The following is a 12,907-nucleotide window of genomic DNA, read 5'->3' as shown; positions in this document are numbered from 1 at the left end:
CCTACATGGGCCGTCACACAGGGAGGTGATTATGTCGGTACGCAGAATTTTACCGTTTTGTTCAATTTTTCCACTGCTTTTGATGTGGCATCTGGCTTCTGCTCAAGAGCCGGATGGCATGCAGCCCGAGTCCAATGGGGCTTTGGCGGCTCTTGCCAGTGATGCAATGCAGCCTTATCAGGAGTACGACAAGAAAATAAAGGCGGCGGAGCTCGTGCCCGCATTGACATCCGATCTGGTGAAGCGGTGAGCCTTTACGACCAGACGGTGGCTTTTCATCACGTGGACGTGGATATCCCCGGATCGAACGGACTGCCGGTACGATTGTCGCGCAGCCTTGCCGTCAGGCCGGTTCCCTTCTACGGAACTCCCCCTGAAGTATACGGGGGTGCAGGAGACTGGGACGTGGATGTTCCACGCATATCAGGAGTGTTCGACTCGATGTATGGGTGGAACATCAGTTATGGCGGAAATGCTCCCCGTTGCTCGAGCAGCTTTTTCCCCCGTACAGATCCGCCGCATGATATCTCCGAGATATGGTCCGGCTATGTTTTGAGCATTCCGGGCCAGGGTAGCCGCAGCTTGGTGGGCCTTCCGCCAGATCAATTCAAGAAGCCCGACTCCAAGACCCGCTTGTGGACCACCACGGCCTTGGATGCGGTGTCCTGCACGCCGATGATCTGGGGATATCCCGGTGAGGGCTTCGTCGTGGAAACGACGGCCGGGCTGGTTTACACCTTCAATGTCGGAACCCAGCGGTCCGCGGGCAAGATGGGAAGGGACAATGCTGGTCCAGCTTCGCGGTTGCGTCTGGAGGTGTCGTTGCTGGCGAGCAGGGTCGAAGACCGGTTCGGAAATTGGGTGGAGTATTCCTACAATTCTGCGGGCCATCCTGTGAGTATCAGCAGCAGCGATGGGCGTCTTATTTCATTGACATACAGTGATGGCCGCCTTTCCGGTGCAACTGCCCACGGCCAAAGTTGGAGCTATGCATACAACGGGTCGACCCTCCAGCGGGTAACCCTGCCGGATCAGTCCTACTGGGAGTTCACACATTCGTCTGACAGGCGGATTCGTTATGAACGTTGGACCGAGGATCCCGGTGTTGGATGCGGAACCACCGCGCCGTTGGCGTTGAAGAACTACACGCTGCAGTTGCGTCATCCCTCTGGTGCGCTGGGTGAGTTCGAATTCGTTCATCAACGGCTTTACCGTGCAGGTATTCCATCCACTTACTGCGAGGCCGAGACGGTTGGCGGTACATCGATCGTGCACAGGCTGGCTTTACCGAACTACTTCGACGTATTGGGCCTCTCCACGAAGAGGATCACGGGTCCGGGCATTCCCGCCGGGCAGCTCTGGAGCTATTTCGACCTTGGCAGCTACCAGGGGCTCTGGTCAGGGATGATCCCACCTTGCATGACCTGCACGCAGTCGAAGCGAGTCCGGATTGTGCAACCGGATGGGAGCAGGGTGGAGGAAGAGTTCGGTATCGTTTTCTCGCACAATGAGGGGCGTCTGCTGAGCAAGCGGCACGTTTCGGGAACGGGTACCACGCTCCGTTCCGAATACCTGAGTTACGTATCCAATGCCGAAGCAGCCTCGGCTCCGTTTCCGGATAGATACGGTTCATTGTGGGGAGGCAATGACGAGTCGTCGGTGCTGGTAAGGCCGCTGCGCCGAAGGGAAACAATCGAAAATGGCTTCGGATTCATCTGGGAGGCGACGGCGTTCGATGCTTTTGCCCGCCCGGTAAACGTCACGCAGTCCAGCGCCCCATCGCCCTAAAGGACCCAGGACATGAGCAAACAAGGGATCTGTTTCCGTCCGCTTCCCCTGCTGGCGGCGCTATTGGCCGCCCTGTTGCCAGCAGCCGTATCGGCACAGAGTTACAGCCGTACGGAAGTCATCACGTACCACGACAACACCAATAAATGGGTACTGGGCCAGGTGGCCAGCCGCGCGATCAACGGTACGGTTGTCGAATCGACGACCTTCAGCGCCACCACCGCGCAGCCGCTGACGTATTCCTCATACGGCAAGCTGCAACAGACCCTGACCTACAACGCTGACGGCACGGTGGCCACGGTCAAGGACGGCAACAACTACCAGACCACACTGTCCTCTTGGAAACGGGGCATTCCGCAGTCGATCGGGTATCCGGACGGCAAGAGCCGCTCGGCGGTGGTCAACGACAGCGGCTGGATCACCCAGGTTACCGACGAAAACGGCTACGCGACCAGCTACAGCTACGATGCGATGGGCCGGCTGGCCAGCATCGCCTACCCGAGCGGCGACAGCACCGCGTGGAACAGCACCACGCAGGTGTTCCAATCGGTGAACGTGGCCGAGTATGGGATCCCGGCCGGGCACTGGCGGCAGACGGTAAGCACCGGCAACGCACGCAAGCTGACTTACTACGACGCACTGTGGCGGCCACTGCTCACCCACGAGTACGACACCGCCAACGTGAGCGGTACCCAGCGCTTCCAGCGCTTCACCTACGACCATGAGGGCCGGGTCACCTTCGCCTCGTATCCGGGCAGCAGCGATGCGCTCACCAATGGGACCCGGACAAGCTATGACGCGCTGGGCCGACCGGTCGCGGTGTCGCAGAACGCCGATTCGGGCTTGTTGACCACGACCACCGAGTACCTGACCGGCTTCCGTACCCGCACCACCAACCCGCGCGGGTACCAGACCGTCACCCGCTACATGGCGTGGGACCAGCCGACCACCGATTATCCGGTGGCGGTGGAGCAGCCGGGCGGGGTGTACACCGACATCGCCCGCGACGTGTTCGGCAAGCCCACCGCGATCACCCAGCGCAACAGCTCCGGCGGCGTGTCGGTGACGCGGCGCTATGTGTATGACGGCTACCAGCAGCTGTGCAAGAGCATCGAGCCGGAGACCGGAAGCACGGTGATGGCTTACGACAACGCCGGCAACCTGGCCTGGTCGGCCAGTGGCCAGGCCCTGCCCTCGGCCAGCAGTTGCGATACGGCCAGCGTGGCGGGCAGCCAGAAGGTGAGCCGCAGCTACGACGCACGCAACCGGCTGGCGACCCTGACGTTTCCTGGCAGCAACGGTAACCAGAGCTGGATTTACACGGCTGACGGTCTGCCGGACACGGTCACGACCTGGAACGAGGGCGGCAGCACCTATGTGTCCAACAGCTACGCGTACAACAAGCGGCGGCTGCTGACCGGGGAGAGCCAGTCGCAGACGGCCGGGCAGGGCGTGTGGTCGATCGGTTATGGCTATGACGGCAATGGTCACCTGGCCAGCCTTGTGTATCCGCAGAACCTGACGGTGCATTACCAGCCCAACGCGCTGGGCCAACCGACCCAGGCGGGCACTTTCGCTACCGGGGTGCAGTACTACCCGAACGGTGCGATCAAGCGGTTCACCTATGGCAACGGCCTGGTGCACACGATGTCGCAGAACGCGCGGCAGCTACCGGCACGGAGCACCGACAGCGGTGGCCTGCTGGATCTGTTCTACAGCTATGACGCCAACGGCAACGTCTCGGGGATCACCGACTACACGCCGGCGGCGCGGCAGACGCGCAGCATGGGCTACGACGAGCGCGACCGGCTGACCTCGGTGAGCTCGCTGCTGTACCCGGGCGGAGCCAGCTATACATACGACGCATTGGACAACGTCACCCGGGCCACGGTCGGCAGCCGGGACCATGTGTACTGGTATGACGCGAACAATCGCCTGACCAACGTGCTCAATGGCCCCGGTGGTCCGAGCATCATCGGGCTGGGCTATGACGTACGCGGCAACGTGAACAACAAGAACGGCAACCTGTTCGTGTTCGACCACGGCAACCGGCTGCGTACGGCACAGGGGACGGACACCTACCGTTACGACGCCCAGGGGCGCCGGGTGCGCACGGCCGGCTCGGACGGACTGCTGTACGAGATGTACAGCCTGGACGGCAAGCTGCTGTGGCAGCGCGACGAGCAGCTGGGCCTGCGCTTCCAGCACATCTACCTGGGCGGCAGCCTGGTGGCGTCGCGACGGATGCCGATCGGGGAGACGGTATACGGAACGATCTACCGGCATACCGACGCGCTGGGCAGCCCGATCGCGGCGACGGACGAACTGGGCAATACGCTGCAGACGACTGAGCATGAGCCGTACGGAAAGATGCTCAACCGGACCAACGACAACCGTCCGGGCTACACCGGGCACATGATGGACAAGGCCACCGGTCTGGTCTACATGCAGCAGCGCTACTACGACCCGCTGATCCCGCGCTTCCTGAGCGTTGACCCTGTCACTGCTTACGACAGTGGCGACATGCGGTTGTTCAACCGCTACGCGTACGCATTCAACAATCCGTACAAGTTCACTGATCCAGACGGGCGTTGCCCCTTCTGCAATGCATTGAACCTGAAGAATCAATTGGTTAATGCAGCGGAGTGGACGTCCGACAAGGCGAATGCAGTGTCCGAGAAGCTGGATAAGGTGGACGTTCGGCTTGAGGCTGGCGTTGCACTGGGTCCAGGCATTGAGAGCTCAGTTAGCCTCTTGCATGGTGATGGTCAGATTGGGTTTATTCCAGTTGGTGAAGGCGCGGACATGAATATCTCGCTTCAACCGAAAGAAGGGTTTGAAGTTAGTTTTGCGAATAGGCCGGTTGATGCGCCAATTCAATTCAGTGGTGCCTTGGAAGCAAGCGGAGGCGCGATTCTCCACGGAGGCGCGGAAGTTAATTTCAATCCGGGAGGCACAGCTGAAGTGGTGCCTAAAGTGGGTGTCGGTGCAGGTGAATTGGTGAAGTATTCGCCAACAATTAATTTCATCGAGTGGAAACCCTTGGACGAAAAGATCAAATAGCTGAGAGGGTCATGCGTGGACGCTAAGGTGGTGATTGCGATAGGTGCGGCTTATGCCGGTATTTACTATTTGGCAGCGCGGCGTTTGTTGTTCGAGTTGAAGGATGCAGATCAGGAATACTTCAAGTACTTAGGAGCCAAGGGAGGCGTTGGGCAGAGCAACTCTTCGGCTGTGATAGCGATGATTCTTGACAGTAGCGTGCCGAAGGAGTTTTGGCCGAAAAGCTTTAAGCGTCGGCTTATTGCAGTACGTACAATGCTCGCGCTGTCTCCATTTGTCCTGGTTGTTATTTTCTTCTTGCTCTAAGGCGAGGGAAATGGACGGAGGAAAACCTGAAGAACGGTTCCAGGTTCACTTCCAGATCGCCCATGAAGCATAAGGCCCGCGTTCGCGGGCCTTGTCGTTGTTGCGGTGAGACTTAAAGGGGACGGAGGCAATTAATCCGCACATTGGTTACGGCTACAACGGCAATGGCCACCTGGCCAGCCTGGTGTGCCCGGGCAGCCTGACGGTGGACTATCTGCCCAACGCGCTGGGCCAGCCGACCCAGGCCGGTACCTTCGCCACGGGGGTGCAGTACTACCCGAACGGTGCGATCAAGCGGTTCACCTACGGCAACGGCCTGGTGCACACGATGGTGCAGAACGCGCGGCAGCTGCCCGAGCGCAGCGCCGACAGCGGCGGGGTGCTGGACCTGGGCTATGCGTATGACCGCAACGGCAACGTATCGGCGATCACCGACTTCACGGTGGCGGGGCGGCAGAGCCGGAGCATGGGCTACGACGCGCGCGACCGGCTGACCTCGGCCAGCTCGCTGTTGTACCCGGGCGGGGCGACGTACACCTACGACGTGCTGGACAACGTCACCCGGGCCACGGTGGTCGGGCGGGACCATGTGTACTGGTACGACGCGAACAACCGGCTGACCAACGTGCTCAACGGTCCGGGCGGAGCGAGCATCATCGGGCTGGGCTATGACGTCCGCGGCAACGTGATCAACAATAACGGCAATCTGTTCGTATTCGACTACGGCAACCGGCTGCGCACGGCGCAGGGCATGGAAACCTACCGCTACGACGCGCAGGGGCGCCGGGTGCTCACGGCCAGCGCGGACGGACTGCTGTACGAGGTGTACAGCCTGGACGGGAAACTGCTGTGGCAACGCGACGAGCAGATCGGGCTGCGCTTCCAGAACGTTTACCCGGGCCGCGCTCTGGCGGCATCGAGGCGGGCGCTGATCGGGGGGCAGGCATCCGGGATCCCGGCCGGTGCGATCCCACCGATTGATCCTGCGCAAGGCCGGCCGCGGCCGGTACCCCTACGCTGCGTGCATCGACAAACGGCACGGGGAGGGGACGATGCATCCGATACTGCGCGACATGCTGACGCAACCGGTGGGCTGGCTGACGATCTGCGGGGCGTTGATCATCCTGGGGATTCCGGTTTTCACGGTGTTCTTCATCCGCCGCCGACTGCGCGAGGAGCAGCGCAACCAGCGCTGAGCCGCGGGCGGGACTGAAGGCAGGGGGCAGGCGCGGGCGGGCTCGGCTAGGATGGTGCGATCCATTCTGTCCATGACAGGAAGCCCATGCGTCCCTTGTTCCTCGCCCTTGCCATGATGCTCGCCACGCCCGCCGTCCACGCCGAAAAACTCACCCTGGAAGCCATCACCGGCAGCGCGCCGCTGTCCGGGCCGACGCTGATGAAGCCCAAGGTGGCGCCGGATGGTTCGCGGGTGACCTTCCTGCGCGGCAAGGACAGCGACCGCAACCAGCTGGACCTGTGGGAATACGACATCGCCAGCGGCCAGACCCGGCTGCTGGTCGATTCCAAGGTGGTGCTGCCCGGCACCGAGACCCTGAGCGACGAGGAAAAGGCGCGGCGCGAGCGCCAGCGCATCGCGGCGATGACCGGCATCGTCGATTACCAGTGGTCGCCCGATGCGAAGACCCTGCTGTTCCCGCTCGGCGGCGAACTCTACCTGTACGACCTGGGCAGGCAGGGCCGCGACGCGGTGCGCCAGCTCACCCACGGCGAAGGCTTCGCCACCGACCCGAAGATCTCGCCCAGGGGCGGGTTCGTCAGCTTCGTGCGCGAGCGCAACCTGTGGGTGATCGACCTGGCCAGCGGCAAGCCGCTGCAGCTGACCCGCGACGGCAGCGTCACCATCGGCAACGGCGTGGCCGAATTCGTCGCCGACGAGGAAATGGACCGCCACACCGGCTACTGGTGGGCGCCGGACGACTCGGCGATCGCCTTCGCCCGCATCGACGAATCGCCGGTGCCGGTGCAGAAGCGCTATGAGATGTACGCCGACCGCGTGGAGATGATCGAACAGCGCTACCCGGCGGCCGGCGACCCCAACGTGCGGGTCAAGCTCGGCGTGGTCGCACCGCGTGCCGGTGCCGCGCCGAAGTGGGTCGACCTGGGCAGGGAGCAGGACATCTACCTGGCCCGCGTCACCTGGCGCGACCCGCAGCGCCTGACCTTCCAGCGCCAGAGTCGCGACCAGAAGACGCTGGAACTGATCGAGGCCACGCTGGCCGACGGCCGCCAGCGCACCCTGGTCACCGAGACCAGCCCGACCTGGGTACCGCTGCACAACGACCTGCGCTTCCTCAAGGATGGCCGCTTCGTGTGGTCGTCCGAGCGCAGCGGCTTCGAGCACCTGTACCTGGCCAGCGAGGACGGCGCCACGCTGACCCCGCTGACCTCCGGCGCCTGGCCGGTGGACGAACTGCTGGCGGTGGACGAGGACGCGGGCAAGGTCTATTTCCGCGCCGGGGTCGAGTCGCCGCTGCGCAGCGAGATCCATGCCGTGCCGCTGGCCGGCGGCGCGCCGGTGAAGCTCTCGCGCGCGGCGGGCATGCACAGCGCCGCGTTCGCCAACAACGCCAGCGTCTACGTGGACAGCTGGTCCAACAGCACCACGCCGCCGCAGATCGAGCTGTACCGCGCCAATGGCGAGAAGATCGCCACGCTGCTGGACAACGACCTGGCCGACCCGGCGCATCCGTACGCGAAGTACCGCGACGCGCAGCGGCCGGTAGAATACGGCACGCTTGCCGCCGCCGATGGCCGCACCGAACTGCACTACAGCCTGATCAAACCGGCGGGCTTCGACCCGGCGAAGAAGTATCCGGTGGCGGTCTACGTGTATGGCGGCCCGGCATCGCAGACGGTCACCGACAGCTGGCCCGGCCGCGGCGACCACCTGTTCAACCAGTACCTGGCGCAGCGTGGTTATGTGGTGTTCTCGCTGGACAACCGCGGCACGCCGCGCCGCGGCCGCGATTTCGGTGGTGCGCTGTACGGCGTGCAGGGCACGGTGGAAGTGGCCGACCAGCTCAAGGGCGTGGAATGGCTGAAGCAGCAGCCGTGGGTGGACGGCGCGCGCATCGGCGTGCAGGGCTGGTCCAATGGCGGCTACATGACCCTGATGCTGCTGGCCAAGGCGTCGGACCATTACGCCTGCGGCGTGGCCGGCGCGCCGGTCACCGACTGGGGCCTGTACGACACGCACTACACCGAGCGCTACATGAACCTGCCGGCGGCCAACCCCGACGGTTACCGCGAAGGGCGCATCCTCACCCACATCGATGGGCTGACCTCGCCGCTGCTGCTGATCCATGGGATGGCCGACGACAACGTGCTGTTCACCCACTCGACCAATCTGATGAGCGCGCTGCAGAAGCGCGGCCAGCCGTTCGAACTGATGACCTACCCGGGTGCCAAGCACGGCCTGTCCGGCAGCAATGCGCTGCACCGCTACCGCGTCGCCGAGGACTTCCTCGCGCGCTGCCTCAAGCCCTGAGCCGGACAGGAGGACACGGATGTCGTCACCGCCACCTCCCTTGCCGGGCGCGCGTCCGCCCGGCCTGCGGCCACCCCGCAACTGGCTGCAGCGCAACCTCAAGTGGGCGTTGCCGCTGTTCGTGCTGCTGATCGTCGGCGGCTGGTCGCTGACCTCCTGGATGGGCCTGCGGCAGATGTCCGCGCCGCTGGAAAGCAGCGAGCCCTACCGCGAGGCGCTGGCGCGCGCCGGCCGCGACCCGGAAGTGGCCGCGGCGCTCGGGCAGCCGCTGCGGGCCAAGCCGTTCCCGTTCGGCAGCATCAACCAGTTCGGCGATGGCGGCGGCGCCGACATGGTGATCCGAATCCAGGGGCCGCACGGCAGCGGCAAGCTCGACGTGCGCGCGCAACGCAGCCAGGGGCGCTGGTCCTATCCGCGGCTGCAGGCCGAGCTGCCGGGCCGGCATGTGCCGGTGGACCTGCGCGACGAACGCGACCGCGACTGCGCGATCTTGCCGGGTTGCCGCTGACTGCGTAGGGTCACGGCTCCACCCCCGGAGCCGCGCGCATGAAACCGATCGTCCTCGCCGTCGCCCTTGCCCTGGCCGCGCCGTTGCCGCTGGCCGCGGCCACCACGCCGCCGTCCCCGGCATCCGCGCCCGCTCCGGCCTGGGTGGCGCACAGCAACGCGCTGGCGCAGATCCTGCTGCGCGCGCAGGCGCCGTTCCGGCCGGAAATGGCCAGCTTCTTCGGGGTGCCGGGTTACGACGACAAGGTCGTCGACCTGGGCCCGGACAATGCCGCGCGCTACCGCGCCGCGCTGGACGCCGCACGTGCGCAGCTGCGCGGGAAGCTCCAGCTCGAACGCGATCCCAACGTGCGCCAGGACCTGGAGATCATGATCGCCGCGGCCGGCCGCGGCATCGAGGGCAGCACGCTCGAGGAACAGCACCTGATGCCGTGGGTGGACGTGCCGCAGAGCGTGTTCGGCGGCCTCAACGGGCTGCTGTCCGACCAGGTGCCGCCGGAACGCCGGGCCAGGGCGCTGGACCGGCTCAAGGCCTACATCGGCCAGGCCCCCGGCAGCCAGCCGCTGGCTACCCTGGCGCGGCAGCGCTATGCCGAGAAGAGCGGCACCCCGGGCCTGCTGCAGCCGACCCGGATCGAGGTCGAACAGGCGCTGGCCAACGTCGACACTTACATCGACGGCATCGGCAAGCTGTTCGCAAAGTACGACATCAAGGGCGCGGACGCCGCGCTGGCCACCCTGGCCACGCAGATGAAGGAGTACATCGAATGGACGCGCCGGGACGTGCTGCCACAGGCGCGCACCGACACCCGCCTGCCGGCCGAGTTGTATGCCTTCCAGCTCAAGGACGTGGGCGTGGACATCGACCCGGCGCTGCTGGTGCAGCGCGCGCAGCTGGAGTACATGGAAACCCGCGCGATGATGCGCCAGCTGGCGCCGCTGGTGGTGCAGGCCAAGGGCCTGAAGGTGGATGATGCCAACGACTACGCCGCGGTGATCCGCGCGCTGAAGCGGGACACGATCGGCAACGACCGCCTGGAGGCGCACTACCGCGGCATCATCGACGCCATCGATCCGATCATCCGCCGCCAGCGCATCGTCGACGTGCCACAGCGCCCGCTGCAGATGCGCCTGGGCAGCGAGGCTGAAAGCGCCGCGTCGCCGGCGCCGCATTACCTGCCGCCGCCGCTGGTCGGCAACACCGGGCAGCAGGGCACCTTCGTGCTGCCGCTGGGCAACCCGGCCTCGGGCGGCAAGGCGCAGTACGACGATTTCAACTTCGGTTCGGCGGCGTGGACGCTGAGCGCGCACGAAGGCCGCCCGGGCCACGACCTGCAGTTCGCGGCGATGGTCGAGCGCGGCATCTCGCTGGCGCGCACGCTGTTCGCGTTCAACTCGGTCAACGTCGAAGGCTGGGCGCTGTACGCCGAGGCCGAGCTGGTGCCGTTCGAGCCGCTGGACGGGCAGATGATCGCGCTGCAGTTCCGCCTGCTGCGCGCCGCCCGCGCCATGCTCGACCCGATGCTCAACCTCGGCCTGACCGACCGCGAGCAGGCGCGCAAGGTGCTGGTGGAAGGCGTCGGCCTGTCCGAGGCCATGGCCACCCAGGAACTGGACCGCTACACCGTGCGGGCTCCGGGCCAGGCCTGCAGCTACTTCTACGGCTATACCCGGATCATGGAACTGCGCATGCGCACCGAGCTGGCGCTGGGCGACCGCTTCGACCGCCTGGCCTTCAACAACTTCCTGCTCGACCAGGGGCTGCTGCCGCCGGACCAGCTGGCCACCGCGGTGGACGAGGTTTTCATCCCGGCGCAGCGCCGCAGGTGACGCCGCGGGCACCGGGTGGCGCCCGTGCCGGGCGGCCCCGGCCGCGAATGAGGGCGGGGCACGGCATGCCGCCGCCCGCGCCACGAGGGACGTGGCCGGACTTACCTGGCCGCGCCCGGCGGTACCCAGATCGCCACGCCGGCGGCGCGCTTCTGCTGGGTCGGGATGCCCACGCTCAGGCCACCGCCACCATGCCGGCCGTAGCTGCCGGCGCCGACCGACATGCCCACCGGCGAGCCGCCGGCGCCCACGCCCATCAGGATCACGCCGTTGGCGCCGAGCGCCGCGGCCTCGCGCTTGAGCCGGGCAATGGCCGCATCGGTCTGGCCCTGGGTGCCGAAGCCGACCGCGCTGGAGGCTTCCAGCTGGGCGATCTCCACCGCGCCCGCCGGTGGCGTGGAATAGATCTGCACGCTGGCCGGGTCCACCGGCGCGCGCGGCTGGCCGAGCATGACCCGGGAGGTACTGGCGCAGCCGCCGGTGGCCAGGGCCAGGCCCAAAGCGATGGCGAGCGGGAATTTCATGGGTTCACTCCCGGGTGGGTGATGGCTGGATCATCGGTGTGCGTGCGTGAATCGGCCGCGAACCGCGTGGAACATTTGATCGCGGGGATTTCCGGGCTATCTTGCGCGCATCAACCAGCGGAGGGAACGACATGGGACTGATCAGCCTGGTCTGGGGCATCGTGGCGCTGCTGTGGATGGTGTTGGCCTTCATCCCGCTGCTGGGCTGGGGCAACTGGTTCCTGATCCCGTTCGCCGCGGTCGGTGCGGTCATCGCCGCCATCGGCCTGCTGTTCACCCGCGAGGGCAACCGCGGCCGCGCCAAGGCCGGGCTGCTGCTCAACGTGGCGGTGATCGTGGTCGGCGTGATCCGCCTCGGCCTGGGTGGCGGTTTCGTCTGACCGGCAGGCGTAGAATTGCGGGCCCTGCCGGCACCCGGGCCCGGCGCACGGGGACCGCCGCCGGCGCGACCTTCCACCGATGATCATCCGACCCCGCCCCCGCGGCTGGCAGCTGCTGTACATCCTGCGCGGTTCGATCGTGCCTGCCATCGCCCCGCGGGTGCTGGCGATCGGCATGCTGGCGGTGGCCGTGGCGCTGCTGGCCAAGCTGCATCATCCGTTCGCCGCCGATGGCCTGGCGGTGGCGCCGTTCACCCTGCTGGGGCTGGTGCTGTCGATCTTCCTGAGCTTCCGCAACAACGCCTGCCACGAGCGCTGGTGGGAAGGCCGCAAGCTGTGGGGCCAGGTGCTGATCGAGACCCGCAGCTTCGTGCGCCAGGGCAACGCGCTGCTGGCCGACGATGCGCCGCTGCGCCGACGGGTGTCGCGGCTGCTGGTCGGTTTCGCCCACGCGCTGGCCGCGCGCCTGCGCGGTCGCGACGAGGCCGCCGCGGCCGCGCCGTGGCTGGCGCCGGGGCAGCAGGCGCTGCTGCAGCGGCAGAACATCCCCGACGGCCTGCTGGCGCTGGTCGCCGCCGAACTGGCGGTGCCGCTGCGCGGCGGCCGCCTCGACCCTTACCTGTACGCCTGTTTCGAACAGCGCCTGCATGCGCTGTCCTCGGTGCAGGCGGCGTGCGAGCGCATCGCCGGCACGCCGCTGCCGTTCGCCTACACCCTGCTGCTGCACCGCTGCGCGTGGCTGTTCTGCGTGCTGCTGCCGTTCGGCCTGGCCGGCGCGCTGGGCTGGGCCACGCCGGTGGTATCGATGCTGCTTGCCTACGCGTTCTTCGGCCTGGACCAGCTGGGCGAGGAGCTCGAGGAGCCGTTCGGCCTGGAACCCAACGACCTGCCGCTGGACGCCATGGTGCGCACCCTCGAGATCGACGTACTCGACGCACTGGGCGAGCACCCGCTGCCCGAACCGCTGCAACCGCAGGGCTACCTGCTGCAATAGCCATTCC

The 12,907-nt window shown here is 66.0% G+C and carries 11 protein-coding genes; 10 read left to right on the top strand and 1 reads right to left on the bottom strand.

All coding sequences use genetic code 11. The features are described 5' to 3' along the window. Positions 1 to 31 precede the first annotated feature (31 nt). The 8 genes from QQA12_RS15400 to QQA12_RS15365 all read left to right on the top strand — a co-directional run bounded on the left by QQA12_RS15400 (position 32) and on the right by QQA12_RS15365 (position 11,002). A complete protein-coding gene (locus QQA12_RS15400) occupies positions 32 to 250 on the top strand; it encodes a hypothetical protein (protein WP_226049777.1) in 219 nt (72 codons plus the stop codon). Beyond that, the gene (locus QQA12_RS15395) at positions 247 to 1,788 is read left to right on the top strand and encodes a hypothetical protein (protein WP_226049776.1); all 1,542 of its coding nucleotides are present in this window, start codon (positions 247 to 249) and stop codon (positions 1,786 to 1,788) included. Before QQA12_RS15400 ends, QQA12_RS15395 begins: the two co-directional genes overlap by 4 nt. A gap of 12 nt (positions 1,789 to 1,800) precedes the next feature. Further along, entirely contained in the window at positions 1,801 to 4,851 is a 3,051-nt protein-coding gene (locus QQA12_RS15390) for an RHS repeat-associated core domain-containing protein (RefSeq protein ID WP_226049775.1), read from the top strand. 15 nt (positions 4,852 to 4,866) lie between these two features. Next, on the top strand, positions 4,867 to 5,157 hold the full coding sequence (locus QQA12_RS15385) for a hypothetical protein (protein WP_226049774.1): 291 nt from the start codon (positions 4,867 to 4,869) through the stop codon (positions 5,155 to 5,157). A gap of 205 nt (positions 5,158 to 5,362) precedes the next feature. After that, entirely contained in the window at positions 5,363 to 6,370 is a 1,008-nt protein-coding gene (locus QQA12_RS15380; protein WP_226049773.1) for a hypothetical protein, read from the top strand. Positions 6,371 to 6,439: 69 nt separating this feature from the next. Then, positions 6,440 to 8,665, top strand: a complete 2,226-nt coding sequence (locus QQA12_RS15375) for a S9 family peptidase (protein ID WP_226049772.1) — start codon at positions 6,440 to 6,442, stop codon at positions 8,663 to 8,665. A 19-nt stretch (positions 8,666 to 8,684) separates the two neighbouring features. Beyond that, a complete protein-coding gene (locus tag QQA12_RS15370) occupies positions 8,685 to 9,173 on the top strand; it encodes a cytochrome c oxidase assembly factor Coa1 family protein (protein WP_226049771.1) in 489 nt (162 codons plus the stop codon). A 38-nt stretch (positions 9,174 to 9,211) separates the two neighbouring features. Next, complete coding sequence (locus QQA12_RS15365) at positions 9,212 to 11,002, top strand: DUF885 domain-containing protein (RefSeq protein ID WP_056930940.1); 1,791 nt, start codon at positions 9,212 to 9,214, stop codon at positions 11,000 to 11,002. Positions 11,003 to 11,103: 101 nt separating this feature from the next. On the opposite strand, the gene QQA12_RS15360 is transcribed toward QQA12_RS15365, so the two are convergent. Further along, on the bottom strand, positions 11,104 to 11,526 hold the full coding sequence (locus tag QQA12_RS15360) for a hypothetical protein (RefSeq protein ID WP_226049770.1): 423 nt from the start codon (positions 11,524 to 11,526) through the stop codon (positions 11,104 to 11,106). 131 nt (positions 11,527 to 11,657) lie between these two features. Here QQA12_RS15360 and QQA12_RS15355 point away from each other — a divergent pair, with 131 nt between their 5' ends. Beyond that, the gene (locus tag QQA12_RS15355; protein WP_054668252.1) at positions 11,658 to 11,906 is read left to right on the top strand and encodes a hypothetical protein; all 249 of its coding nucleotides are present in this window, start codon (positions 11,658 to 11,660) and stop codon (positions 11,904 to 11,906) included. A gap of 79 nt (positions 11,907 to 11,985) precedes the next feature. After that, positions 11,986 to 12,900: a bestrophin family protein gene (locus tag QQA12_RS15350; protein ID WP_226049769.1), complete on the top strand. Its 915-nt coding sequence runs from the start codon at positions 11,986 to 11,988 to the stop codon at positions 12,898 to 12,900. Positions 12,901 to 12,907 lie beyond the last annotated feature (7 nt).

This window comes from Stenotrophomonas sp. 17(2023) (assembly GCF_030345315.1).
Classification (GTDB): domain Bacteria; phylum Pseudomonadota; class Gammaproteobacteria; order Xanthomonadales; family Xanthomonadaceae; genus Stenotrophomonas; species Stenotrophomonas acidaminiphila.
The sequence above is the reverse complement of the archived record's forward strand: the minus strand, read 5'-3'. Positions and strand labels throughout refer to the sequence as shown.

Excerpts from the sequence above, each read along its gene's own strand:
- QQA12_RS15350 (WP_226049769.1), top strand. The coding sequence starts at position 11,986 with ATGATCATCCGACCCCGCCCCCGCGGCTGGCAGCTGCTGTACATCCTG.
- QQA12_RS15375 (WP_226049772.1), top strand. The coding sequence starts at position 6,440 with ATGCGTCCCTTGTTCCTCGCCCTTGCCATGATGCTCGCCACGCCCGCC.
- QQA12_RS15355 (WP_054668252.1), top strand. The coding sequence starts at position 11,658 with ATGGGACTGATCAGCCTGGTCTGGGGCATCGTGGCGCTGCTGTGGATG.
- QQA12_RS15370 (WP_226049771.1), top strand. The coding sequence starts at position 8,685 with ATGTCGTCACCGCCACCTCCCTTGCCGGGCGCGCGTCCGCCCGGCCTG.
- QQA12_RS15390 (WP_226049775.1), top strand. The coding sequence starts at position 1,801 with ATGAGCAAACAAGGGATCTGTTTCCGTCCGCTTCCCCTGCTGGCGGCG.
- QQA12_RS15360 (WP_226049770.1), bottom strand. The coding sequence starts at position 11,526 with ATGAAATTCCCGCTCGCCATCGCTTTGGGCCTGGCCCTGGCCACCGGC.
- QQA12_RS15365 (WP_056930940.1), top strand. The coding sequence starts at position 9,212 with ATGAAACCGATCGTCCTCGCCGTCGCCCTTGCCCTGGCCGCGCCGTTG.
- QQA12_RS15400 (WP_226049777.1), top strand. The coding sequence starts at position 32 with ATGTCGGTACGCAGAATTTTACCGTTTTGTTCAATTTTTCCACTGCTT.